The organism is Corynebacterium stationis (assembly GCF_001941345.1).
Lineage (GTDB): Bacteria > Actinomycetota > Actinomycetes > Mycobacteriales > Mycobacteriaceae > Corynebacterium > Corynebacterium stationis.
Window position 1 is genome coordinate 2,228,428 of sequence record NZ_CP009251.1, and the last position, 25,013, is coordinate 2,253,440.

23 protein-coding genes and 1 pseudogene are annotated in these 25,013 nt (G+C 54.1%); 20 read left to right on the top strand and 4 right to left on the bottom strand.

What is annotated here, in order from left to right; translation table 11 throughout:
- Window positions 1-323 precede the first annotated feature (323 nt).
- Window positions 324-1,307: an ATP-grasp domain-containing protein gene (locus tag CSTAT_RS10370; RefSeq protein ID WP_244892833.1), complete on the bottom strand. Its 984-nt coding sequence runs from the start codon at window positions 1,305-1,307 to the stop codon at window positions 324-326.
- 1,978 nt (window positions 1,308-3,285) lie between these two features.
- A complete protein-coding gene (locus CSTAT_RS10375; protein WP_197428180.1) occupies window positions 3,286-4,215 on the bottom strand; it encodes a glycosyltransferase family 9 protein in 930 nt (309 codons plus the stop codon).
- Here CSTAT_RS10375 and CSTAT_RS10380 point away from each other — a divergent pair.
- The 7 genes and pseudogenes from CSTAT_RS10380 to CSTAT_RS10405 all read left to right on the top strand — a co-directional run bounded on the left by CSTAT_RS10380 (window position 4,114) and on the right by CSTAT_RS10405 (window position 10,719).
- Window positions 4,114-4,740, top strand: a complete 627-nt coding sequence (locus tag CSTAT_RS10380) for a D-glycero-alpha-D-manno-heptose-1,7-bisphosphate 7-phosphatase (RefSeq protein WP_083640830.1) — start codon at window positions 4,114-4,116, stop codon at window positions 4,738-4,740. The genes CSTAT_RS10375 and CSTAT_RS10380 overlap by 102 nt on opposite strands.
- The gene (locus CSTAT_RS10385) at window positions 4,740-5,783 is read left to right on the top strand and encodes a glycosyltransferase family 9 protein (protein ID WP_075723409.1); all 1,044 of its coding nucleotides are present in this window, start codon (window positions 4,740-4,742) and stop codon (window positions 5,781-5,783) included. The genes CSTAT_RS10380 and CSTAT_RS10385 overlap by 1 nt, the downstream gene beginning before the upstream one ends.
- Before the next feature lie 8 nt (window positions 5,784-5,791).
- Window positions 5,792-6,751: a glycosyltransferase gene (locus CSTAT_RS10390; protein ID WP_066795930.1), complete on the top strand. Its 960-nt coding sequence runs from the start codon at window positions 5,792-5,794 to the stop codon at window positions 6,749-6,751.
- Window positions 6,752-6,806: 55 nt separating this feature from the next.
- Window positions 6,807-7,958, top strand: a pseudogene (locus CSTAT_RS14030) (glycosyltransferase); the annotation flags it as partial.
- A 57-nt stretch (window positions 7,959-8,015) separates the two neighbouring features.
- Window positions 8,016-8,627, top strand: coding sequence for a D-sedoheptulose-7-phosphate isomerase (locus CSTAT_RS14035; RefSeq protein ID WP_473206067.1), 612 nt, complete (start codon window positions 8,016-8,018; stop codon window positions 8,625-8,627).
- Between the two features lie 2 nt (window positions 8,628-8,629).
- Complete coding sequence (gene rfaE2 / locus CSTAT_RS10400; protein WP_075723413.1) at window positions 8,630-9,997, top strand: D-glycero-beta-D-manno-heptose 1-phosphate adenylyltransferase; 1,368 nt, start codon at window positions 8,630-8,632, stop codon at window positions 9,995-9,997.
- A 29-nt stretch (window positions 9,998-10,026) separates the two neighbouring features.
- Entirely contained in the window at window positions 10,027-10,719 is a 693-nt protein-coding gene (locus CSTAT_RS10405) for an SDR family oxidoreductase (protein WP_075723415.1), read from the top strand.
- Here the strand turns inward: CSTAT_RS10405 and CSTAT_RS10410 are convergent, their stop codons facing one another.
- Window positions 10,720-11,796, bottom strand: a complete 1,077-nt coding sequence (locus CSTAT_RS10410) for a glycosyltransferase family 9 protein (RefSeq protein ID WP_066795939.1) — start codon at window positions 11,794-11,796, stop codon at window positions 10,720-10,722.
- A gap of 38 nt (window positions 11,797-11,834) precedes the next feature.
- Here CSTAT_RS10410 and CSTAT_RS10415 point away from each other — a divergent pair, with 38 nt between their 5' ends.
- The 8 genes from CSTAT_RS10415 to CSTAT_RS13515 all read left to right on the top strand — a co-directional run bounded on the left by CSTAT_RS10415 (window position 11,835) and on the right by CSTAT_RS13515 (window position 19,682).
- Window positions 11,835-13,214: an aldehyde dehydrogenase family protein gene (locus CSTAT_RS10415; RefSeq protein WP_075723417.1), complete on the top strand. Its 1,380-nt coding sequence runs from the start codon at window positions 11,835-11,837 to the stop codon at window positions 13,212-13,214.
- Window positions 13,211-14,692 carry a D-glycero-beta-D-manno-heptose 1-phosphate adenylyltransferase gene (gene rfaE2 / locus CSTAT_RS10420; RefSeq protein ID WP_244892834.1) on the top strand — a complete coding sequence of 494 codons (1,482 nt, stop codon included), beginning with the start codon at window positions 13,211-13,213 and terminating at the stop codon, window positions 14,690-14,692. Before CSTAT_RS10415 ends, rfaE2 (CSTAT_RS10420) begins: the two co-directional genes overlap by 4 nt.
- Before the next feature lie 55 nt (window positions 14,693-14,747).
- Window positions 14,748-15,542: a glycosyltransferase family 2 protein gene (locus CSTAT_RS10425; protein WP_272867675.1), complete on the top strand. Its 795-nt coding sequence runs from the start codon at window positions 14,748-14,750 to the stop codon at window positions 15,540-15,542.
- Between the two features lie 67 nt (window positions 15,543-15,609).
- Entirely contained in the window at window positions 15,610-17,229 is a 1,620-nt protein-coding gene (locus tag CSTAT_RS10430; RefSeq protein WP_075723421.1) for an NAD-dependent epimerase/dehydratase family protein, read from the top strand.
- Window positions 17,226-17,384, top strand: coding sequence for a hypothetical protein (locus CSTAT_RS13510; protein WP_153301089.1), 159 nt, complete (start codon window positions 17,226-17,228; stop codon window positions 17,382-17,384). Before CSTAT_RS10430 ends, CSTAT_RS13510 begins: the two co-directional genes overlap by 4 nt.
- 158 nt (window positions 17,385-17,542) lie before the next feature.
- Window positions 17,543-18,754 (top strand): zinc-dependent alcohol dehydrogenase, encoded by a 1,212-nt coding sequence (locus CSTAT_RS10435; protein WP_066795954.1) that lies wholly within the window; start codon window positions 17,543-17,545, stop codon window positions 18,752-18,754.
- Window positions 18,755-18,769: 15 nt separating this feature from the next.
- Window positions 18,770-18,940: a hypothetical protein gene (locus tag CSTAT_RS13865; protein WP_244892835.1), complete on the top strand. Its 171-nt coding sequence runs from the start codon at window positions 18,770-18,772 to the stop codon at window positions 18,938-18,940.
- 526 nt (window positions 18,941-19,466) lie between these two features.
- Window positions 19,467-19,682 carry a hypothetical protein gene (locus CSTAT_RS13515; RefSeq protein ID WP_156845120.1) on the top strand — a complete coding sequence of 72 codons (216 nt, stop codon included), beginning with the start codon at window positions 19,467-19,469 and terminating at the stop codon, window positions 19,680-19,682.
- A gap of 166 nt (window positions 19,683-19,848) precedes the next feature.
- Here CSTAT_RS13515 and CSTAT_RS13520 read toward each other — a convergent pair whose 3' ends face one another.
- Complete coding sequence (locus tag CSTAT_RS13520; protein WP_156845121.1) at window positions 19,849-20,025, bottom strand: hypothetical protein; 177 nt, start codon at window positions 20,023-20,025, stop codon at window positions 19,849-19,851.
- A 148-nt stretch (window positions 20,026-20,173) separates the two neighbouring features.
- Between CSTAT_RS13520 and CSTAT_RS13525 the strand changes: the two genes are divergently transcribed.
- The 5 genes from CSTAT_RS13525 to CSTAT_RS10460 all read left to right on the top strand — a co-directional run bounded on the left by CSTAT_RS13525 (window position 20,174) and on the right by CSTAT_RS10460 (window position 25,004).
- The gene (locus CSTAT_RS13525) at window positions 20,174-20,461 is read left to right on the top strand and encodes a hypothetical protein (RefSeq protein WP_156845122.1); all 288 of its coding nucleotides are present in this window, start codon (window positions 20,174-20,176) and stop codon (window positions 20,459-20,461) included.
- Window positions 20,462-20,588: 127 nt separating this feature from the next.
- Window positions 20,589-21,440 (top strand): phytoene/squalene synthase family protein, encoded by an 852-nt coding sequence (locus CSTAT_RS10445; protein ID WP_075723423.1) that lies wholly within the window; start codon window positions 20,589-20,591, stop codon window positions 21,438-21,440.
- The gene (gene crtI, locus CSTAT_RS10450; RefSeq protein WP_066795961.1) at window positions 21,437-22,903 is read left to right on the top strand and encodes a phytoene desaturase family protein; all 1,467 of its coding nucleotides are present in this window, start codon (window positions 21,437-21,439) and stop codon (window positions 22,901-22,903) included. The genes CSTAT_RS10445 and crtI overlap by 4 nt, the downstream gene beginning before the upstream one ends.
- Window positions 22,904-23,382: 479 nt before the next feature.
- Complete coding sequence (locus CSTAT_RS10455; protein ID WP_075723425.1) at window positions 23,383-24,123, top strand: glycosyltransferase family 2 protein; 741 nt, start codon at window positions 23,383-23,385, stop codon at window positions 24,121-24,123.
- A complete protein-coding gene (locus tag CSTAT_RS10460; protein ID WP_075723427.1) occupies window positions 24,120-25,004 on the top strand; it encodes a polyprenyl synthetase family protein in 885 nt (294 codons plus the stop codon). Before CSTAT_RS10455 ends, CSTAT_RS10460 begins: the two co-directional genes overlap by 4 nt.
- The last annotated feature ends 9 nt before the right edge of the window (window positions 25,005-25,013 follow it).

The following is a 25,013-nucleotide window of genomic DNA, read 5'->3' on the forward strand; positions in this document are numbered from 1 at the left end:
TGAGGTTGGAACAGTGTTCTTATCTCGCGGCGCGATCTGTTTTATCTCTTACTATTTTGTTTAAGAGATTTAGTGAGCAGCGACGTTCAGTGTTGATGCCGTATCTGTGGTCCTGCCAAGTGGGAGATTCCGTCGTGGACTCTGTCACTCCCCGGAGTAATTTATCCAGCGAAGAGTGAACTGGGTCTTCTAGCTCTGCCTACTTTTGCGATCCTTTCTGTTTATCCTCTAAATGGGAAAATCCGCTTAGCCCCGCCCTAAAGGAGTCACTATCGCAACCACACGGTCTCTCAGTGTCCGAAAAGCGGACGGATCTTGTAACATCACTTACGGATCAGCCTCTGCTTACTGCGATGGAAAAGAGCAGCATCTTCATCGAGGCGGTCGTAGACTTTTTCCGGACGCCAATTCATTAGCGCTGAGTCCAGATCGCGGGCAGCGGCAGCTAAAAAATCTGTCAGAGCCTCAAGGACCGGAGGTTCACAACTTGGACAGGAATTTACTTCATAGACAACTAGTTCGCCAGTAGTCTGATCCTCCCCGATATCTATTCCGCCAATCAGTGTTCCTACAGCTCGAGACGCCTGTGAAGCGAGTGAGATGATGGAATCAGTCAAAGGGCACATGGCGATTTCACCGCCCGCACGCACATTGGTGATCCATTGGCCTGATGGAGCATAGCGATACATTGCAAACACTGGCACGTGGTTGATTGTGTAGACTCGGATGTCTCGACCAGGATTATCCACCCAGGGCATGGCGTAATAGGGTTCGTTACTTTGCTTCAGAGTGGCAAGAATTTCCGAAGCCTCTTCTCCATTCTGAACTCGCCGCAGCCCCTCTCCCCCGAAGCCAAACAAGGGTTTTAATACTGCTGGCTCGCTCCTTCCACTTATCCAATCCTCGAACAACTCTGGCTCACGACCGGTGATCACCGGATAGCTCAAAGCCCTCTCTGCTGCCAAAAGGGCACTCGTGACAAATTTGTTCTGAGCACGGAACAAAGTAAGCGCTTCGTTAATTACAGGTATGCCAGCAGCTGAGAAAGCTTCCAATTGAGCCATGCCTGGGTACAGAAGGTCTTCAAGAACCCATCCGACCACCAAATCTGGCTCTATTTTCTGGCCGGCAACCAAAAAAGAAAACTCCTCGTCAGCCACTTCCACAGTCAACTCATAAGGATGCACTCGGATGACCGAAATGCCCTGATCACGCAAGGCTGGGAAGAGAAGATCATGATCCTCTTCATCAATATCATTTCCCAACAACATCACCAGTGGCTGGTTCGGGCGGGGCTTCTGATCCAATCGGCTAAGCATGGTTTTTACCTCATCCTCGATTTCATCTGCCCTTCATCTAGGCGGAGTGCAAAGAGTCACGGGCGGTACGGTAGATACTTTCCCGTCACAGGGAAGGGGACCTAACCACTAAGGCTACCGGCCACCGCTAGGTTATGCAGTAAATTCTGCGTGACAGGCAAACCTCCCCCCCATTACACTGTTAGCAGCTTCGTTTGAGGAAGCAGTTGATCCATAACCTATCCCTTGCGCTAAGACGGTTTATGCCTGTTCCGTCCGCATTTTTCGAGGAGAGGAAATTCTTCGCTGGCTTTGGTAGGGCTGCTTGTCGTCCTGTGTGAAAAGGAACCTGGAGCGATGGTGCTAAAGGCAGTGGCCTATTCTCAATAGTTTGATAGGACCCTGACCTGCGCAATCACGTCCAGAGACTCAACGTAAAGTCAATGCAAGCCGGAAGTATGTCCAACACCAGCAATACAATGACCCAGTTTCGTTTCCCTTCGCTAGGAGGTTAAAGATGGTATACGGCTATGCCATCGAAATGGATGTCGGGCAAACATTTCCACTGCGCTTACAACCTCCACTCAGTCGGCAATCCAGTCCCATCCAACCGCGTTAATTAGCACGAGCAGTGGCTTCAGAAACTCTTCACTAAGTATGCAGCTACTAGAACCAAGAGCCTTCTCGTGATCGGTGAGCGGAAGAACAACGGGCGGCTGAGCATCCCGGCCGCGCAAAATATCGGAGTAAACGTTCGCTACCTACCCAGACTGGCTATGCGCCAACTATCCGATAACCATGCTGGGAAATATCTTTTTTGTTTTCCTTCCAGGTCGGCCGCGTAGAAGAAAATTTCCTCCAGCTAAATTTCTCAATGGTATCGAAGGAGCTCGCGACGGGGCTTATACGCGCTTAAACAACCAAATACTTTCCGCGTTAGTTGGATCAAATCCTGTATTTTAGCGGGATTGCGTGGACAGGCGATTACTGGAAATGGGTATTGCACCTGCTAGCTAAGCATGGAGGCCGGCAACGATCAATCGGTGGGTCACAGTCCGGATTAATACCTTTGCACGCAAACATTGTGCTCGTAATTCTGCATCAGTTACTGGCGCAATATTTGCCGCCATTGCTGTCCAATCATCCCAAATCGCAGGTGCGATATACCTCGAGTTAGGAGTGGTTACATAGGCATTTGATGCGGTACTCAAACTTGAGCACCGCGAGGAATTAGAAGCCGAAGTCATCGAGCTCGTCGAAGAAATACCGCAGACACAACTACTTCTAGCCATGCCCGGAGCAGGGCCGAGATCCGCCACACAAATCCTCACGATGACTGGTGATGCGTCCGTTCCGCTCAATCGCGTCGATGATCCAACGTCATGTTCGCCGTGACGAAAATCCAAGTGTTATGGCGAGCTAGAGGCAGGGTCTGTGTTGCATAAGCGCACCGCTAACGACAAATATGATGTTAAAAACCCTCACCGCTATTAGCACTATCGGCACGATATCAATACGGAAATAAACCGGACATCTCGCTTGGCCCTGCAACGCACACGCTCTAGGTCGACAAATTATATGGGAACACCCCGGCTATATTCCGTAACCGCTCCTCCTTGTCTCACTGACCTTCCTTAGCATGATCCTGGTTTTCTAGTCTGTCCAAAACCAAAGCCCTGGATACCCAACCTTCGATAATACGTGGAGAAGCGCCGGACGGGTGCTACTCCTTCCACCTAGACAAGCGGTGTGCCACATTACATCGCCAAAGAAACGACCACCCATTTCACTTCGCGTGAAATTGACAGCTGAGCTCACCCGCCGTGAGCTGCACGAATGTCGATATCGGTTGCAGCTTCTACTTTTATGGCGTTTGCTAAAGAAGAAGCAGTCAGGGCTTTCCCTCGGAGAGCGAAGAAGTTGGCTCGATACCGACACAACCATTGATACAGACAAGGAGGTCTTTCGAATGAAGAGTTCGGTCCACCTAGCTATCCTCCAGCAGCTCGTTAATAGCACCCAGTACCTGGACTACCTCCACCGCCAAAAGCGCGGGGTCAGGGTCCTTCGCGAAAGCGTCACCGCGTCTCACCGCGGCATTAGTAAGAACGCGGTGCGGTCCAGGCGGTGGACCCCAGTTCACCGGGGAAGCAGGCCCGAAGATTACCACCGACGGCCGCCCGAAAGCGCTGGCCAAGTGAGCAGCTCCAGTATCGGCAGAGACAACAATTTCTGCGTGAGCGATCACCGCACAGAACTCCAACAACGACAATCTGCCCGCCACAATCTCTGGCTGCGAACCGCTCACCTCAGCGGCCACTCGCTGGGCACGCTCACGTTCTTTCTTATCGCCAGTGAGAAGCACGCGGTGCCCAGAAGCGAGCAAATCTTCCACTACTCGGGCGAATCTATCGACGGGCCAATGTCGGCTAGCGTGGGCCGCACCCACATGAACTACCGCGGCTTTCTTGGGAATATCCGCTTCAGGAATAGGAAGTCGGAGATCCAAAGGATCTCCCGGCAAGCCGTGGGCGTTGAGCAGCCGAACCCATCGCTCACGCTCGTGAATATCGTCCCTCCATGCAGGTCCGTCCCACCCTGGGGCGGCGTGACCGATGCGACGGCGCGGCCTCAGAGCCTCCAACCGAGACCGGCTATCAATGCCATTCCCATGCAAGTTGACAGCGACATCGACACTACCAGGCCGCAAACCCAAGGGAGCATCCAACCCATGAGGAGTAGGCAACAATTCATCGACCACGCCGATCAAATCGATCAACGGGCGCAGCCACTCGGCACACGCGACAATGAGACGATGATCCGGAAGCCCCTGACGCAATCCCCGCAAAGCCGGAACAGCTACCAACAAATCTCCGAGTTTGAGGGCTCGAAGTGCCAACACTGTGGGTTGATCCATGATTATCATCTACCTTCTGCCGTACTATTCGACCGCGATAATACCCTTGTCGTAGACGTTCCCTATAACGGTGACCCCGCTCTTGTTCGCCCAATGCCGGGCGCGCGCGACGCTTTGGACATGCTCCGAGCACACGGCATCCCAGTTGGCGTAATCAGTAATCAATCGGGCATCGGACGTGGCCTGATTACTAACTCGCAGGTACAGTCGGTGAACCAACGTATCACGGAAATTCTTGGCCATTTCGACATATGGAAGATTTGCCCACACGTCGACTCCGACGGATGCGCTTGCCGCAAACCGGAGCCCGGAATGTTGCTTTCTGCAGCCCAGCATCTAGGGGTCGATCCGCAGAAGATGGTTTTCGTAGGGGACATAGGCGCTGATATTGGTGCGGCGAGGGCTGCGGGATGTCGGGGTATTCTAGTCCCGACAGAAGTGACCCTTCAGTCCGAGGTAGATGACGCCCCTATCGTCGCCTCCGATCTCACTTCTGCCGTTGAAGTCGCGTTGGGAGTTCACTGATGCGAAAAGTACTCGTCGCTCGACTCGACAGCGCAGGAGATGTACTGGTCACAGGACCTGCTATCCGTGCTGTAGCCGCCTCTCCGGAAGTCACCCAACTGACTCTCTTGTGTGGTCCACAGGGCCGCTCTGCAGCGGAGCTCCTGCCCGGTCCAACGGATCTATTCACTTGGGCCAGCCCTTGGACTGTCGTACCCGCGCCTTCTGCAGACGACTTTCACATCGAAATACTCAAACAATTCGTAAAACGAGAGGGTTTCGATGAGGCAATCATCTTCACTTCTTTTCATCAGTCGCCCCTTCCTCTCGCGCTAATACTGCGTATGTCCGGCGTCAAACGAATTACGGGTGCTTCCGTCGATTTCGCTGGCTCCTTACTCGACGTTCGCTTACGACCGGGAGAAGATTTTCCAGAAGATCAGCCCGAAACAGAACGTGCCATTGGCATCGCCGCTGCTGCCGGTTATCGCCTCCCGCCAGACGATGACGGCCGGCTCCGAGTTAGCGGTCTTGATACAACATTGAATTCTGCGCTTCCAGACAAATACATAGTGGTGCACCCCGGCGCGGCAGTACCCGCTCGGATGTGGCCTCCCGACCGCAGCACGGCTGCAGTTGAGTTGTTGATCCGCCGAGGGCACCAAGTAATAGTCACTGGCGGCAAAGGCGAGACGGAGTTAACAGCACAGGTTGCGGGTATTCATGGGATAGATATGGGTGGAAAGACCGATCTTCGTCAAACCGCCGAGGTGCTTGCACGCGCCGACGTCGTTGTGTCCGGAAACACTGGCCCCGCACACCTGGCAGCAGCAGTTGGGACGCCCGTCGTCAGTCTTTTTTCTCCCGTCGTACCGCCAATTCGTTGGGCCCCTTACGGCGTACCTGTGGAGTTACTCGGAGATCAAGAAGCAGCGTGCAAGAACACTCGTGCTCGTGATTGCCCTGTCGCAGGCCACCCCTGTCTTGCTTCAGTAACCCCGACTCAGGTAGCTGACGCCGTCGAGCGTCTACAGGCAAGCCACTTAAATATGCGAAAAAGGTAGGTACAGCAATGAAAATTTTACTTTGGCACGTGCACGGCTCTTGGACGGATGCATTTGTCCACGGCCCGCACGAATATCTGCTGCCGGCATTGCCGGAGGGCGGACCTTGGGGGCTGGGACGAGCCGACCGAGACTGGCCAGCGACAGTGCGCGATGTAGCTCCACACAGTGCTGAATTGGAAGAAGTGGACGTTGTAATTCTGCAGCGACCCGAGGATTTAGCCGCTGCCGAACAGCTCCTCGGAAGAAAACCAGGTGTAGATATACCTGCGGTATATGTCGAGCACAACACTCCTCGGGGAGATGTACCGGATAGCGTGCACCCACTTGCAAATCAGTCCGAAATACCGATCGTGCATGTGACTTATTTCAATCAGCTGTTCTGGGATAATGGCTCAGCTCCGAATACTGTCATCGAACACGGAATCCGAGACCCAGGGCATCTCTACACCGGAGAGAATCCCCACTTTGCGCTAGTCAGCAACGAACCCGTCCGACGCTGGCGTGTCACCGGCACAGATTTACTCCCAGGTTTCGCCAAGATTGCCCCCGTGGAGCTTTTCGGAATGGGAACCGAAAGAATCCATGAGGCTACTGGAATATCGTCAAATGCCCTCCATGTTCACGGAGACCTCAAGCGTGAGGTACTGCACTACGAGATGGCGAAGCAACGTATTTACCTCCACACCGTACGCTGGACCTCTCTAGGTCTTTCTCTTTTGGAGGCCATGCACCTAGGGATGCCAGTGCTCGCATTGGCCACCACCGAGGCTACCCGCGCGATCCCTGCCGAGACTGGTTTCCTATCCACACATGTAGAGGATCTCCACCAAGCCGCTTTACGTTTGATCGACGATCCAGAGCTAGCTCGGACGATGGGTACCAACGCCAGGTCCTTCGTACTTGAGCGGTACAGCCTGAAGAGGTTCCTTCAGGATTGGAGCACTTTACTATCCGACATCGTTTGATTTCTTTTTCTTGCCCACATCTCGATGATTTTAAGGACTGACTATGAAAATTTCTATGATCTCCGAACATGCCAGCCCGCTTGCGGCGTTGGGCGGTGTCGACGCTGGCGGACAGAATGTTCATGTCGCGTCGTTATCGCGAGCGTTAGCCGCACGAGGTCACCAAGTAACGGTGTTCACCCGACGGGATAGTCCGGATCTTTCAGAAACTGTCATTGCCGAGCCCGGTGTCACCGTCGTTCATGTAACCGCTGGTCCAATCGGTCCCCTGCCCAAGGACGAATTTCTTCCGTATATGCCCGGCTTCGGTCGAGAAGTTGCGCGTTACTGGTGCGATCATCCTGAAGTAGTACCAGACGTAGTACACTCCCACTTTTGGATGTCTGGCTTAGCTGCTCGCACTGCCTTGGACTCCGCAGACTTAGCAGGCACACCTCTCGTGCACACCTTTCATGCATTAGGCACGGTCAAGCGCCGCTACCAGGGATCGGCCGACACGAGCCCCGTGGAGCGCGCCTGGATTGAGCCCCAAATAGGCCAGTTGGCTACCCACATCATCGCTACTTGCCATGATGAGGTTCGAGAGTTAGAAGCGATGGGTATTTCCCCCGCAAAAACTACAGTGATTCCGTGCGGGGTAGACCTAGAAATGTTCACTCCGGACAAACCTATGGAGCCCACTGGCGGCCGCCGACGAATCGTTTGTGTCGGGCGGTTAGTCCCACGCAAAGGGATGGATCTGGTAATCCGAGCTCTGCCACTATTAGCCCAGCATGGTTTCGACGATGTAGATCTTCACATCATCGGCGGTGGAGAACAAAAAAGTTTCGAGTCTGATCCAGAAGCAGTTCGATTGAGGAAAATTGCCTCCGACCTCGGAGTCAGTGACCGAGTAATTTTCCGAGGTCAAGTACCGCGGGAAGAAGTCCCCTCTATTTTACGCAGTGCCGATATCGTAGCCTGCACCCCTTGGTACGAACCTTTTGGCATCGTGCCACTGGAGGCAATGGCATGCGGTGTCCCGGTTCTAGCCGCGAAAGTTGGCGGCCTAGCAGACACGGTGGTCGATGACGCAACAGGAATACACGTTCCTCCACAGGATCCAGCTGCCATTGCCGCAGCCGCGGCGGAGATACTGCAAGATCCCGCGCGTATTGCACTGATGGGAGCACACGGCGTTCGTCGCGCTCGCTCGCTCTACTCCTGGCCCGTTGTCGCCAAATCCACCGAGGCTGCTTATCAAAGCCTAATTAAGGGCACACCGATGTTGAGCGCGAGCAGCGCGAGCCATGCAGATATTGCCGCCCACCTAGATGGGGTATCCACTGCTGTTAGCTCGCTGCGGAACCAGTCAGGGTTGCTCGCCCAATGGGGTCGAGAACTGGCCAGCACGCTCGGCGCTGGCGGTAAATTGTTTACTGCTGGAAATGGGGGCTCTGCTGCTGAAGCCCAACACCTAAGTGCTGAACTGGTGGGGCGGTTTCAGGATGAGCGTCCAGCATACTCTGCAATTGCACTGCACACTGACTCTTCAGCGGTTACCGCGATCAGTAACGATTACGGCTACGAACACGTCTTCGCACGCCAACTCGAAGGGCATGCTCGTAAAGGCGACGTGCTGTTGCTACTAAGCACTAGTGGTAACAGCCCGAATCTACTGCGTGCAGCTGAAACCGCTACAAAGAAAGGTCTTCGAGTCTGGGCTCTGACAGGCCCGGGTCCAAACCCATTAGCTGAGCTCTGCGACGAGGCCATCATGATCGATGCTGAATCCCCCAACGTGCAAGAAGCTCATCTCATGGCGGTTCACAGCATCTGTCGAGTATTCGACGCCGAGGTAGCTCATGCCGCGCAAACTAGCTTCCAGGAGGTTTAGAAATGAACACAACAGTAGAGGTAGTAGTCGTAGGAGATGTCCTGCTTGATATCGACACCGTCGGCACGGCCCGCCGGCTTTCTCCCGATGGCCCCGTGCCAGTCATTGATGTACTCAAGGAGACTCCACGGCCAGGCGGAGCAGGACTGACAGCCCTTTTGCTCAAGGAGTCAGGAATAGCCACTACATTGGTCACTCTTGTTAGCGATGACGAGTATTCCGATCAGCTGACCGAAACACTCGAAGGAGTAACACTTGTAACCGGAAGCTCCGGTCATCCCACGCCCGTGAAAAAGCGCCTGTTAGCGGAGGGACACGTTGTTACGCGGATGGATCATAATTGCTCGCCTACCGTTCCTTCTCCAGTGACTGAGAAAATGCTCGCTGCAGTTCGCTCCGCCGGCGCCGTCCTGGTTTCTGATTATGGTCGCGGATTGACCTTTGATCCAAGCTTGCGTGCAGTATTGCAAGAGGTCGCCGCGAAAATCCCCGTAGTCTGGGATCCGCACCCGAACGGTGCCGTCCCAGTGGAAGGTGTTACAGCGGTCACCCCGAACCTGACGGAGCTGAGAGCGGTAGTGGGTAAAGATACCGGAGAACACCGAGGGCTGTCGCAGGCAGCTGCTGCGTTACTCGAACAGTGGCCTGCTTGCTCGGTTATCGTCACGCTTGGGGCAAAGGGAGCAGCAATATTCAATCGTGATGATCTACCCCAATACGTTCCAGCCATCGCCAGTCCTAACAGTGACGCTTGCGGCGCAGGAGACCGTTTCGCAGGAGCATTAACAGCTCGCTTGGCCGCAGGCTCGCCGTTAGCAACTGCGGTAGATGCTGCTGTGCAGGAAGCAGGAACCTTCTTATCACGCGGCGGGGTTGCTGCTTTGGGAGAAGAGAGCCATAGCAAATTGCCGTTCGATGATCTCGATGCTCGAATCGCGGAAGTTCGTAAGAGAGAAGGGACCATCGTAGCGACCGGAGGTTGCTTCGATCTTCTACACGCTGGTCACGCCCGAACCCTACAGGCAGCACGTCGGTTAGGGGACATGCTTATTGTCTGTTTAAACTCTGACCGATCTGTAAGCCGACTCAAGGGACCAGAGCGTCCAATTGTCGCCCAGGAGGATCGAGTGGAGCTGTTGGAGTCACTAGAGTGCGTCGATGCGGTCATAGTCTTTGACGAAGACACTCCGGAGGCTGTACTCCAGCAGCTTCGCCCAGACCTTTGGGTCAAAGGTGGCGACTACGACATGGACTCTCTTCCAGAAGCTGAGCTCATGCGCAGCTGGGGAGGTGAGGCAGTTACTGTCCCCTATCATCCGGCCCGCTCCACCACTCGCCTAGTTCAGGCGCTCAACACCGTTAACTCATAAAACCGACTTTTCAAAGGACCTGAATACATATGCAACTGAAGAACGCAAAGATCTTGATCACCGGCGGCGGCTCCGGCCTAGGTTTGGCCTGTGCCTCGGCTATCACCAACGCTGGCGGTACCGCAGTCATCCTGGACCGGGATATCTCGAATGTCAACGACTACCGCTCCTACGAAGTAGACGTAACCGATCGCTCAGCAGTGGAGACCGCTATTACCCAGGTGGCCGAAGAGTTAGGAGGAATCGACGCTTTGATTGCCGCCGCAGGTATGGACATTCCAGGCGAACTAGATGAAATCAGCGCGGAACAATGGGAGCAGGTTCTCAACGTCAACTTGCTTGGAACCGTGTCTGCCACAAGAGCGGCCCTGCCTCACCTTAAGAAATCCCACGGGAGGGTCGTCACGGTGGCCTCTACTTTGGCATTGAAGGGTGCTGGAGGAGCCACCGCCTATAGCGCCTCAAAGTTCGCCGTGCGCGGGTTCAGTCAGGCACTAGCGGCGGAGACAAAGGGAAAAATCGGCGTAACCTGCCTTATTCCCGGCGGGATGAATACCAAATTCTTCGACGGGCGCTCAGAGCAATATATGCCCCAGGACAACTCCCGTCTCAACGAACCTGCAAGCGTTGCTGAAGCGGTGCTCTACGCCCTGACTCAACCGGAGAACGTCGAGATTCGCGAAATGCTCATCGCCAACGAAATGGAGGATTCTTGGCCTTAATTAGACGGCCAACGCTTGCACATCGGCCCAAACGTCATCTACCCCGATACCAGTCAGGAAGGAAGGATCATGATCACACCGTTCGGCAGTCCATCCGACTTGGGTTACGTCCACGCCGCAGACTGGACAGTTCGTCACCCAAGACAACTGTACTCGGTGTTTACCTCGTCCCAACGGGCCAGCATTAATGAGGTTACCTACCCAGTAAAGCCCCACCGTGCGAGTACCTACGGCAAGGGCAAGGTGGCGAGGGCCGCTATCATTGCCCAATACAACGTCAGATTCCGCAAGTACTCCGACCAGTTCCGACAGTGTGAGAGAGCCAGCCAAGGATCTTCCCCCTGCATCACGGGCAATCCGTTCAGCAGCTTCCATATCTGCGGCATCTCCAACGACGAGCACCTGCCAATCTGCGGCCACAGCCCGACGAGCGATCTCGGCAAAGCGCTCCACGGGCCAGCGTCTGCGGGGATCGGTAGCTCCCGGGTGGATCGTCAACAAGCGCTGTCCTGTTCGGTACTGTCGAGCAACCTCGCGCTCAGTTCTGCGCGCGACGATACGGGGTTCCAGGTCACGAACCTCCGCACCCGCCAATCCTACGACCTCCAGAGCACGCAGCATTTCATGTTGATAGTAGACGTAAGGCAAGTTGCGCTCCAAAGGAACCGCATCCGGGGTGCACGTCCCCACCGTGTGACGGGCGCCGAGTTCCAGAAGGAAAGGATTGGAGTAGCGCCCACCCCCATGCAGCTGGACAGCGAGATCGAAATGCCGTTCTTTCATTCTTTTCAGAAACTCCGCGATCTGCCAAGGATTCTCACGACCAGGGCGCACCCCTTGCGAGATCGGAAGCTCGACCACCTCAGACACAGGGCCAGGACGGTCTTGCAGCAGGGAAACAGCAGCTGGAGTGCACAGCAAGGTTATCGATGCGTCAGGATAGGCGTCAGCTAGGGCCGTGATCGCCGGCATGGAAAACATAACATCGCCCAGGCCTCCCCCTCGCAACACCGCGATGCGTTCTACACCAGTGAATTTATCTCCCTGCTCGCCTACAAACGTCCCACAATTTGTCACGACACTTCCACCTTCTTAAGAATCTAGAGAGGACCACCATGACCATTATCGACCAGGTAACAGCAAATCTCAGCGTAGCTGATCCCACCACCGGAGAGCTCATTGGCGAAGTCACAAGCGCAAACTACGACGATGTAGTCGAAGGCGTAACGTCCGCCCGTGCTGCTCAACCAAGGTGGGCAGGCATTCCCGCAGAAAAACGTGGTAAATATCTACACGCGATGGCCGATGCCCTTGCCGATGCAGCCGACGAGCTCGCAAACCTAAACCATCGCGAAACCGGAAAACTTCTAAAAGACTGCTACGGTGGCATCGACGCCGGAGCCGCCACGCTGCGTCAATACGCGGAACTAGGTCCGCTGCATCGAGGCCACAGTCTGCGCGGTGACAGTCTTGCTGCTGACTACACAGTAACGCGACCTCGCGGGGTTGTCGTAGCACTGACGCCGTGGAATGACCCGGTAGCGGTGGCTATGGGACTAATCGGAGCAGCGCTCGTAACGGGCAATACTGTGGTTCACAAGCCGAGTGAGCGCAATCCACATCTCGGCAAAAAGCTAGGCGAAGTTCTGAGCGAGGTCCTGCCATCCGATGTTCTAACGACCCTCATCGGCGCTGGTGATGTCGGGCAATTGTTGACAGCTGATAGCCGGGTCGATGCCTTTGCCCATGTTGGATCAACCGCCACTGGCGCTCAAATCGCCGCAGCGGCTACCGAAACTGGGGCACACGTTATCCGGGAAAACGGCGGAAACGACGCTTTAATAATCGATGACACAGTTGATCCGGCTTGGGCGGCGCAACAGACAGCACTTGGCTGCTTTGTCAATGCCGGTCAGATCTGTACTTCCGTAGAGCGAGTATTCGTCGACCGCGCTATTGCTGGACAATTCCTCGAGCACCTCATCTCCGAGGCCCAGCGTTGGGGAACCACTCAGCCAGTTGTCGACGTGGCTCATCGCAGCCAAATCCATGATCAGGTCAGCGCCGCCGTGAGAGATGGAGCTCAGCTTCTCACAGGCGGTGTAATCCCCGATGGCCCCGGAGCGCACTACCCTGCGACGGTAATCAGTAACTGTCAACCCGCGATGACTGTGATGAGAGAGGAGACTTTCGGTCCAGTCGCCCCAGTCTTTGTCATCGATTCCTTTGAAGAAGGACTGCAATTGGCCGACAATGATCGTTATGGCTTGGCTGCAACGGTTCTCACTAAGCGCTTGGATCGGGCACTACAAGCCGTCGACACCCTGCAAGTCGGCACTGTGAAAGTCAACAACGTATTCGGAGGTGCCCCGGGCGGATCTGCTCAACCACACCGCGACTCCGGCGATGGTTTCGGTTATGGCCCTGAGCTGCTCGACGAAATGACTACTACCTCAGTGGTTCACCTAGAATTTCCCGGAGGTGTAGTAAAGTGACCCTCGCTTCTGATCTTCCCCTAAAACTAGCCAGTTCAGCGCGAACCATCACCGTCATCGGAGATGTCATTCTTGATACCTGGGTATACGGTACAAGCCACCGGTTAGCTCGAGAAGCGCCAGCTCCCGTTGTCGACCGCAGCCACGAGAATTTTGCCCCTGGCGGAGCTGCAAATACCGCCATGAACCTTGCTGCGCTCGGCGCGCGGGTGCGTCTAGTAGGTGTAGCTGGGGACGATGCTGCTGGGCATCGCCTTCAAAAACTACTGGCCTGTGCAGGTGTTGACACCACCCATCTTGTGCTGAATCCAGCAGTATCCACCACCACCAAGTCTCGGGTGGTGGTCGGAGATCAGGTACTCTTTCGCCTCGATGAAACCCCTCAAAACTATCCAGCTGAACTATTGGCGGAACTTTGCGAGCACGCTTTAAGTGCTTCCTGGGATTCCGATGCTCTGATCATCTGCGACTACGACGGCCCTGTCCACCAGAGCAACCTACCGCACCGACTAGGAGCAATGACAGATCGCCCGCTAACTGTCGTGGATGCTCATGACCCTAGGCATTGGGCAGCAGCCCATCCTGATCTCATCACACCGAACCAGCAAGAGGCTGAAATAATCATCGGAACCACGCTTGGGACAGGGCAAGAAAGGGTTGAACGCGTAGCCGAATTCGCTCACGCCTTGCTCGAACAGACCGCAGCAGCTCGGGTAGTAGTTACCTTCGACCGCGATGGCACAGTGTTGTTTAATGATTCAGGGGTGATCCACCGGACTTGGGCCAATCCAGCTTCCGAGAAGCAGGCATCAGGAGCCGGTGATACTTTTGTAGCAGCGCTGACTCTCGCTTTGGCTAGCGGGCTCACAGACGACACCGCTCTCGATTTAGCTCAGTCAGCTGCAGACGTTGTGGTACATCGGCTCGGTACTTCCCTATGCTCTACCAGAGACCTCATGGCACATCTCAACGATTTCGCCGACGCTCTAACCTCCACCAGTGAGCTTCTGGAAAAGGTCGCAGCTCACCGACAAGCGGGACGACGGATCATCCTATCCAACGGTTGCTTCGATGTACTGCACCGCGGGCATATCTCTTACCTCAATAAAGCTTCGCAACTTGGAGACATACTAATAGTAGCCGTCAACGACGACGACTCAGTGCGACGTCTCAAAGGTGAGGGCCGTCCTATAAACCCCCTAAGTGACAGGGCAGGGGTACTCGCCGCACTGAATTCGGTGGACTACGTAACTGCATTTTCCACCGACACTCCGATTCCGCTGATAGAGAAATTACAGCCCGACATCTACGTCAAGGGTGGGGACTACACCCCAGAAATGCTCACTGAAACTGCCGTCGTCCGAGCCTATGGTGGCGAAGTCCGGATAATGAATTATGTCTCCGATCACTCCACAAGTGCCTTAGTGGAGCGCATGAAACAGAGCCAACCGAGAGGAGAAGACCGTGCCCGCGCGTGACAGTTCCCAATGGGGCGCGCCCAATTCTTCCAAAAGCGAGGTGGTTCCCCTAGAGGTGCTCATCCCCTGTTTCGAGCGCCCAGCGGAACTTGCTGTGACTTTATCGGGGTTAGCCGCACAAATGGAACAAGACTTCGACATCATCCTCTCAGACCAATCAGGTACCGCGATTTGGGAAGATTCTTCTGTGGTTGCGATGGTTCGGGTGTTGCGTGCACAGGGAAGGACGGTTCGTTGCGAACGAAACTTGCCCCGCCGCGGATTGGCACAACAACGACACCATCTCCTTCAGCTCAGTAATGCTCCACTAGTCCTTTTCCTCGACAGTGATGTTTGGCTGGAGCCTGGCACCATGAGCCGAATGCTCTCGGCCCTAAACCAATATGGTGGGGGCTTTATTGGATCCGCTGTTCAAGGTCTGTCGTATCTCCAAGACGAACGGCCCGCTGAATGGGCGCCCTTCGAACCATGGGAAAGCCGGGTAGCCCCGGAACCCGTACCAGATTCGGGCCCCGCCCACGAACGTTGGCGACTCCACAATGCTGCCAATCTTTGTCACCTTGCAGCTCGTCAAGACTTCGGCCCCGACGGATTCTTGGCGTACAAAATCGCTTGGGTGGGCGGATGCGTTCTGTTTGATAGGGAATGCTTGCTCGAGGCCGGCGGTTTCGAGTTTTGGTCTCAACTACCTGCAAACCACGCAGGTGAAGACGTACTAGCGCAATGGAAAGTACTTTCTCGCTATGGCGGAGCTGCCGTCCTACCAAGCGGAGCAGTCCATCTGGAGGCGCCAACGACTGTCATGGATCGTTCCACTGAAGCAACGGAGGTACTCACAGCAGAGTCATAAAGTGTAGGCTAGGTCATACTCGACCGCGCTATCCACATCCCACAACAAATACGTTCAGGAGGGCATTATGCGAGTCGTAATTACCGGTGCCACAGGGAACCACGGCACCGCAGTGCTCAAAGCACTGCACTCCACACCGGAAATCACACATATTACCGGTATCGCTCGGCGTCTACCGGACACCGACTCGGAACCTTATGCTGGCTGCGAGTGGAAAACCGTCGATATTGCAGCAGCCAGTACCGCTACCGACGCCATCACTGAATTAACCGATATCTTCCGAGGAGCTGACGCGGTAATCCACCTAGCCTGGCTGATTCAACCCAATGAACGCCGAGAGCTTCTCCACCGTGTCAATGTCGAAGGCACCCGGCGCGTCACCGAGGCCATAGCTGCTGCTGGAGTGCCACACTTAGTGGTCGCGAGCTCAGTCGGAGCTTATTCTCCCGACCCCACCCGTGAAACAGACGGAACCCTGCCACTACGGGATGAGAATTGGCCAGCTACTGGCATAACGTCCTCTCACTACAGCTCCGATAAGGCGGACCAAGAAAGAGTTCTCAATGATTTTTCCGTGCTTCATCCTGATGTCGTCATCACTCGGCTGCGTCCCGGTTTAACTTTTCAGGCAGATGCCGCCGCCGAGATTCAACGCTACTTTATCGGTAGCGCAATCCCCGACCAAGCGCTGAAAATGACACCACCTGTTTTGCCCCTGCCTAAGGGTTTAGCGGCTCAGGCGGTGCATGCTGATGACCTCGGCAAAGCCTACGCATTGGCAGTAGTCAAAAAGGCTGGCGGAGCGTTCAATGTCTGCGCACCCGACATTCTCTACCCGCAAGATTTTGCCGATATCATCGATCACGGCCACTTCATAGAGGTTCCGCCCACAGTGGCGCGGGCGACTGTGGCCGCCGCCCATAAAGCTGGAACGCTAGCCGCAGACGCCGGCTGGATTGATATGGCAATGCAGGTGCCAATGATGGACAACTCCCGCGCGGTGAACCAATTGGGTTGGCGGCCACAGCACAGTGCAGCCGATGCTCTGCGCGAACTGCTTGGTGCCCTACGCAGCGGGCAAGGAACTTCGTCTTTACCCCTGCGACCTCGCGACCGAGATCCTGCTGTGCCCTCAGGTGAGATTCCCGAGGAGATGTCTCGGGAGCTCCTCCAGTTATATCTCTCCGATCACTTGACCGGGGCAACAGCCGGCGTTGAACGAATGAACCGGATGGCACACGACTACGTAGACACTCCCATGTTCGCGACGCTCTCTGCCTTGGCCGTGGAAATCCGCACGGAGCAAGTGTTCTTAAAAAATCTCATCCAACAACTAGGCCTCAAGCAGATGCCATACCGGCAGGCCATGGCAAACGTCGCAGAAAAAGCAGGCAGGCTAAAGGGCAACGGGCGGGCAGTAACCCGCTCTCCTATGACAATGCTGCTCGAGACTGAGCTGATGCGCAGCGCAGTAGTCGGCAAGGAGGGAGGTTGGCAAACTCTAATTGATTACGCGGAAAAAATGGACATGGATCCCGTGCCCTTCACAAAGCTTCGCGATAAGGTCCACGATCAGCTTGTGGCTTTGGATGAAGTACACGCTTATGCGCGGTCGCGAGCATTCTTGGAAACCCGTAAAACCTATAAAGACCAAACAGACAGACCTGAAAATAGGAGAAGGACATGACTGACCCGAAGAAAAAGGCCGAAGAAGAGAACCTCGATCCTAATAAGAGAGGAAGTGGCGATATAGATTCCGCGGGCCCCTACACTGATGAAGAGCTGGTGGAAGAATGGGAATTTGAGTCTTTTCCAGCTAGCGATCCTCCTCAGAACTACTAATCAACTTGGCTCTCACTGACATCCCCCACCGGATTTCCGATTTAGCCGTCCAATACGGCTTTACTATCGCAGTCGCAGAATCCTTGACTGGTGGCAAAATCAATAGCCGAAACCTGCTCACCTAGTTAAGCCATTCTTCAATCATCTAAGGAGAAAAAATGAAAGCGTTGACCTGGCAAGGAAAACGAAATGTAAGTGTAGAAACCGTACCTGATCCGGAGCTTAAAACCTCCACGGATGCCATTATCGAGGTGACATCCACTGCTATTTGCGGTTCAGACCTTCATCTCTATGAGGTACTTGGACCTTTCATGGATCCTGGCGACATCATAGGTCATGAACCGATGGGGAGAGTCGTCGAAGCAGGATCAGGAACCCATCTGAAAGAGGGAGATCGTGTAGTAATTCCTTTCACTATCTCTTGTGGTACCTGCTGGATGTGTAAACGCGGATTGTATTCGCAATGCGAAACGACCCAAGTGACTGAGCAGGGCTCTGGAGCGAAGCTTTTTGGCTACTCCCGTCTGTATGGTTCTGTGCCCGGCGCGCAAGCACAATACCTCCGAGTTCCGCACGCCGATTTCGGCCCTATTAAAGTTGGAAACGAACTGCCAGACCACCGCTACCTCTTCCTCAGCGATGTCCTGCCAACTGCATGGCAAGCCGTGAAGTACGCCGGTGTACGTGAAGGAGATACACTCGCGGTTTTCGGATTAGGGCCTATCGGACAAATGTCGGCCCGCATCGGGCGGCATTTGGGTGCGCGAGTTTTTGGCATCGATCCGGTTCCCGAGCGCCGTGAAATGGCTGCACGCCATGGCATCGAAGTATTCGATTTCAATGAAGATACTAATGCTGCCATCCGAGACGCCACTGAGGGCCGCGGCCCTGATTCTGTAGTTGATGCGGTAGGGATGGAAGCTCACGGTTCCCCTGTCGGCAAACTTGCTCACCAGGCCGTCGGAGCGTTGCCGGATGCTGTCGGTCGAAAGATGATGGAACACGCCGGCTTGGATCGTCTCTCTGCCGTGCATTCAGCTATCGACTTGGTACGCCGCGGGGGAACCATTTCCCTCTCCGGAGTCTACGGCGGACAAGCTAGTCCGATGCCGTTGCTTAAGCTCTTCGACAAACAAATTCAACTCCGTATGGGCCAGTGCAACGTGAAAAGGTGGATCGACGACCTTTTACCGCTAGTGGAGGATTCGGCTGATCCGCTAGGCGTAGATGACTTGGTCACACACCGCGTCCCACTTATCGACGCCCCAGCGGCTTATGAGAAGTTCCAGAAGAAGGAAGACGGCTGCATTAAGGTCGTGCTAGATCCACACTCCGCCGAAGAAGTCACTGCGGGTTCCCCACTCGATTGATAGAAATTCTCCACAATGTCCGCTAGAACCGTAGCCGATCTTATCGTTGATTGGCTACGGACTTGGGACGCAATCCGGGTTTACGCCTATGCTGGCGACGGTAATAAACCTTTACTCGGCCTGTTCCGCCGCGCTGAACAGGCTCCTGAGTTCATCTCCTCTCGCCATGAGAAGGGCGGAGCATGAATGGCAGTAGGAGAGCCTAAATACGGCGGTGGCGTCGGGGGTCACTTCGACACCAAGATCAGGCGCGGTACAGCTACTGACCGGGCTCTACGATGCCAAGCTAGACTGCGCCCCGTCGTAGCGCTCGTAGCCCAGCAACATCGCTCAGTGCTCGGCTTCAGTTACCAGTAGGAAAATGATCTGCAAAACCCCTTCACTGGCGTCGCTTCCCCGGTCGTATGGTCGGTGGTCTCCCCCGAGCAATTGCCGATGGTGCTGGGTCGCGCTTTCGCTCCGCGCTGGCGAACCGTAAACCAGGCGTAGTTATTTTGCCGCATGATGTACAGCATGCTGAAGAACCTCATCTCGGGCAATGCCATAGTGGGGTCGTGACGGCCCGGGCTGGGCTTCCGGCACATGCATCCTCAAAGCATAGGTCTCAACCTGACGGTCGAAGTTCTCGCCCGAGTTACGAAGTTACCCTTTTTCGTCGGTCGGGGTGCCAGCTAGGCGCAGGTACTCCAAGACCTCGACACCCTCGTCATAATTGAGCCCAAGGACCCGTGGACCGCGTTTCATTCCGCGTCGAGCCAAGGCAGTGCAATTCGGTGTAGATCATGCGATGATTGGCAACCGCTACCCTGTTGCTGTCGGATTAGTCGGAGACACTGGGCCTTTCAGCCGTGCCCGGTTAGAGCGACTGCCGAAGCGCGCGCCGTCGACATGGCGTTCAACGGTACAGAAGATGGTAGAACAGGGCTGAGATATCACCCGGCTCCGTTCCGAGGAATCACCGAAGCCCCAAACCCAGAGCTCGTCGTTCGACCTCTTTCTGAATGGATCCCCAATAATACCCAGATAGCAATCGATGTAGGAAGCGGTATCTATCCTTATGTAAAACGACTGACTCTACTTTCAGAAATGCCCGCTCACCTGTCTTCTGCATTGGCATTGATGGTTTGTACCGTGCCCTCCGCGATAGCGTGCAGGACGTGGATCCGCGATGTCCAGTGGTGGCGCTGCCAAGTGTCTGCGCCATGTAAATATTGAGAATCAACTTGCTCATCACCGTCGACGCCCGTCGGCGTACTTGTCCCAATCCTCAACTAATTCTCATTGTCCCCCCACGGCTGGCACCTCGCTGAGGTTAGCTGGGAGCAGCGTGAATAAGAGTCTGATCCTCGGTTCGATCCCTCCCAGTCTGTCCCTCATTTCGATTATCCAGACTATATCGAACACTTGGGTTGCCTTGGTATGACTCTTCGTGATGCCACTTGCCTTGGCCAATTGATTGATGCAGCCTTCGAAGTCGATATTCCGGTGGTTATAGCTGTGCGCTACGATCCCAACATCCCTTTGTTGCCGCCCTTCCCCCACGGTGAGGAGGTTTTAAACAGCGTGCGCCCAAGTCTTCCTAACGAAGGCGAAGCCGGGCGGCACCGTCGCGAATTACTAGGGGAATACGCGTCAATTGAGGCACATAGCGTTAGGAAAGATGCAGAAGACCCTCTCCTGGACTCCTGGTGCCGTGAGGATGCCTAACCGAAATAAGCACAACACTGAGCGCACCAAAAGTTGATCGAAAGGGCACAAACAATAGGTCTAGCAGGCATGTCTTCCTGTACGATCTCCTATGATACTAAGTATTTACCCGCCAAGGAGCGCTTTCATGAATTCACCCACGAGGCGCGCGCTGATTGAGACCTACGATAAGACTGCTCGTCGTGCGTCTGGCAAAATTATCTCGGGATATTCCTCCAGTTTCTCGCTTGCAACGCGCCTGCTAGCTGAACCCGCCCGAACAGATATCCGCCATCTTTACGCAGTTGTCCGTATAGCGGACGAAATTGTCGATGGCACTGCACTTGAAGTCGGCGCCAATCCGGCCAAGCTACTCAACGAGTACGAGGAACAGGTTCGAAAGGCAGCAGAACAAAAATTTCATACGGACCCTGTCATGCATGCTTTTGCCATGACTGCACGGCGCTGCAATTTCAAAGACGAGCACCTCAGAGCATTTTTCACATCCATGCGCCGCGACTTGGATTCCTCCGCTCATGATGCTGCTAGCTTTGATTCATATGTCTACGGCTCAGCGGAAGTCATTGGATTGCTGTGCCTGGATGTGTTTCTCGCAGATAGAAAAACTGGCGCGAAGGAAAGAGAACAGCTCGATGCAGGAGCAAGACACCTTGGTGCCGCGTTTCAGAAGATCAATTTCCTTAGAGACCGGCACGAAGATTTTGAAATCCTAGGAAGAGAGTACTTTCCCGAGGGAACTACTCTCGAAGCTATTCTGTCCGATATCCGAGATGACATCGAAATCGCTCGGACCGTCATCCCGGGGCTTCCTTTGAGAGCTCGAGCAGGAGTATTAGCTGCGACCGGCATATTCGAAGAACTAACATCACAATTGGCAGATAGCCGATCGGATAAGACGCGAATTAGTGTTCCACGCCGGAAGAAGCTCGGAATTGCGGTACGCGCAGCTGTCACAGCATTGAAAGGGAACAATAAGTGAAAACTACTGTGATAATTATCGGCGCCGGGGTCGCTGGTCTCGCGACGGCTGGCTTACTAGCCCGTAATGGCTACCAAGTCACGGTGGTGGAGAAAAATGCTACTTTCGGAGGAAGAGCGGGGAATTTAGAAGCTCAAGGCTTTCGATGGGATACGGGTCCCTCCTGGTATCTCATGCCTGATGCTTTCGAGCATTTTTTCCAACAAATGGGCACCTCGACCAAGGATGTACTCGACGTAGTTCGGTTGAGCGAACCCGCTTATAGGGTCTTCCCAGAGCACCACCCTCCTCTAGACATCCCAGCTGGCAGGGAAAATGTTGTAAAGCTTTTTGAGTCCATTGAGGAAGGCGCTGGAAAACAACTAGAAGCCTATCTAGATAGCGCTGAATTTGCCTACCGGACTGCTCTTGACCACTTCCTTTATACAACGTTTTCCTCCCCGCTAGTTTTCCTCCGCCGTGATATTTTAACCAATCTCGCCTTCCTTATAAGCTTGCTAACGACGTCACTCGATAAGTATGTGGCCAAGAGATTCACTGACACTCGCTTGCGCCAAATACTTGCTTACCCTGCAGTTTTCTTGTCTTCCCGCCCTGAAAAAACACCTGCGCTCTATCATCTAATGAGTCATACTGATTTAACTCAAGGTGTGAGCTACCCTATCGGCGGCTTCCACGCAGTGATGAAAGTCTTGTACAAGCTCGCCCTCGATAATGGTGTTAAATTCCGTTTTTCCTCGCCTGTCTCATCCATCACGACGTCCGACGGCCGAGCGACAGGTATCGTCCTGTCGGAAGAGCGTTTGCAGGCTGATGTCGTGGTCAGCTGCGCTGATCTACACCACACCGAAACCCAGCTTTTACCGGAAAACCTACGTTCTTATTCCGAAAACTGGTTCGACAAACGCAGCCCTGGCTTGGGAACTGTACTTCTAATGCTGGGTATCAGCGGGGAATTACCCCAACTAGCCCATCACAATCTTTTTTTCAGCGAGAACTGGACGGTAGATTTTGACGCAGTTTTCGAGGACACCGGTTGGTCCCAGTCGATCTATGTGTCTAAACCCTCTGCGACGGATCCCGAAGTAGCCCCAGCTGGTCATGAAAATCTTTTCGTTCTAGTCCCGGTTAAGGCTGACCCCGCGTTCGAGCGCGAGGAGGAAGTCGCAGAAGAGGCCCTGCGGCTAATTTCTGAACGGGCGGAAATTCCTGATCTCGCTTCTCGCATTGCCTTCCAACATATTCTAGGCCCCGCAGACTTCGCCCGAGATTACCACGCTTGGAGTGGCGGTTCGATCGGACCGAGTCATTCGCTCAAACAATCCGCATTTTTGCGGGGAAGCAATAAGTCGAAGAAGATAGCAGGGCTTTACTATGCTGGAGCAACCACCGTCCCAGGGGTCGGAGTACCACTTTGCCTTATTTCAGCGGAAAACGTTCTCATCCGACTGCGTGAAGAATAATTTTCCCTGTGGAAGCTCAGTCAGGATCGACACGATTGCGTAGGGCATGAGGAATCTTTCCGAAAATCTCAAGCTAGGCAGACACTCCCTTTGGTACTGTTAGGTAAGAACATTTGGCCGAACTTCTCTGGGCCGGAGTTTTAAGCTTCTCGGATGTTCCGCGAATTTGACATTCAATTAATCAGTTTAATCAACAGAAACGGAGGAAAAATTACCCTTCCGTCGTCTCCACTGCTAGTCATAGTCAGCGAGTTAAACGGCACCGATGTTGAGCCATCCTAGTAACATTGAGTTCCCTTTTCGGAACTGTATCAAGCCGTTTCCGAGACTTCCATAGCTTATCCTGCAAGGCGAACCTAAAGCCGTGGACAGTACCTCAAGAAAGTTGCTTATCCCTTGTCTCTGGGAAGTCGCTTATTTTCCACGTCATAGAAAGCTAATTACTCCAATGCTAAACGTCTAGATGGGAACAACCGCAAATGAAAAAAAGTATAAGTGTGGTAATCCCTTGCAAAAACGATGGTGCATTACTGGCCGAGGCACTTGAAAGCCTTGCTAAGCAAACAGTAAAAGCCGACGAAATCATAGTTGTTAACAATGCTTCGGCCGATGACACAAAAACAATCGGGGAGAAGTTTGGAGCCCAGGTCGTAAACGAGGATAGAATCGGCGTTCTAAGAGCGACCGCTACGGGGTTCGATTTAGCTAAAAGCGACATCATACTTCGCCTAGATGCCGATGTAGTTTTGAAACCAGACTTCATAGAGCGTGTTCACCAAATCTGGACGAATGCGGCTGAGTCTTCAGGCAAGAAAGTAGTCGGGGTAACGGGGTCCGCGCGATTCATGCTCCCGGGGCGCAAAGCAGACTTGTACAGCCGATTATACCTAGGCGCGTACCGTGCGGCGGTACGCTCGACTTTAGGACACCAGCCGTTATTCGGCACTAACTTTTCCATTCCAAGGTGCTGGTGGGAACAAGTACGCGAAAGCATAGATTTCAATAATTCTCTGGTTCACGATGACATGCATTTATCGTTCGCAGTCAGACCAGACGAGACAGTTTGGTTACAGAAAGATCTTACCCTCGACACTGACCCTAGGCCCTTGCATGGGATACGGCAGTTCATCAATAGATTCCGGCGCGGATTTTATACTATTTTCCTGAATTGGAAGAATAGCCCTCCCCACCGTCGATTAGCCGAACGGCGCTCCCGATGAACGCTCTCTGGTTGGACGAGCGTGTTAAAGAATCACTCTCAGTGCTGTCCGAGTTTTTAGAAAGTCACGAAGACTTTGATTCGACATTGTTTAATGTCACACTGGCTGGCCTATCCCGCTATGCACTCATGGGAAAGCATATTCGTTCACGGCTGGTACACATTGCGGCTGGCCAAGTCGAAGGCACAGCGAGGGAAGCAGCGGTAGTATTCGGTGCGTGCATCGATCTGTTGCACGGCTCCTTTCTCATTCATGACGACCTCATTGATCGAGACGACGTGCGTCGAGGACAACCCGCACTGCATAAAGACCCGAAACTCGGTGCGAAGAGCCCTCACGTCGGTTATTCTGTGGCTATCCTTGCCGGCGATCTAGGAATCGCGCGGGCATTTGATTTGTTGGCTACGTCCCAGCTCGGTGATTCTCTCGTGCGCTCCGCGCTGAAACGTTTGACGCAGTCATGCTCCGTCACCATCACGGGTGAGCTTTTGGATGTCGAAAACAGCGCAAGCTCCTGTCCCGCTCCTCAACAGATCCGGTATGCCAACGCGCTAAAAACCGCCGATTATACATTCGCTTGTCCTTTATATCTTGGTTCCTTGGCTGTCGGAAGAAACCCAGCTTTGACCGACCCGATCGCCCGAGAACTAGGAGCGGCTTTCCAAGCCGCGAATGACATTGATGATGCTGAGGTGGACGCCGCTAATAATCGCACTACGCTCGCATCATTCCAGGCTCTCTCACGTGTAGCGGCCGAATGCAACGCCCATATTGATGAAGCACAAAGATTGATCAAGTTTGCACATTTGCCGCGAGACGTGACCGCAAATTTATTAGATGTGGCTGAATGGATCCGAAGCTCAGTCAAGAAGGTGTGCTAATTGAATTTT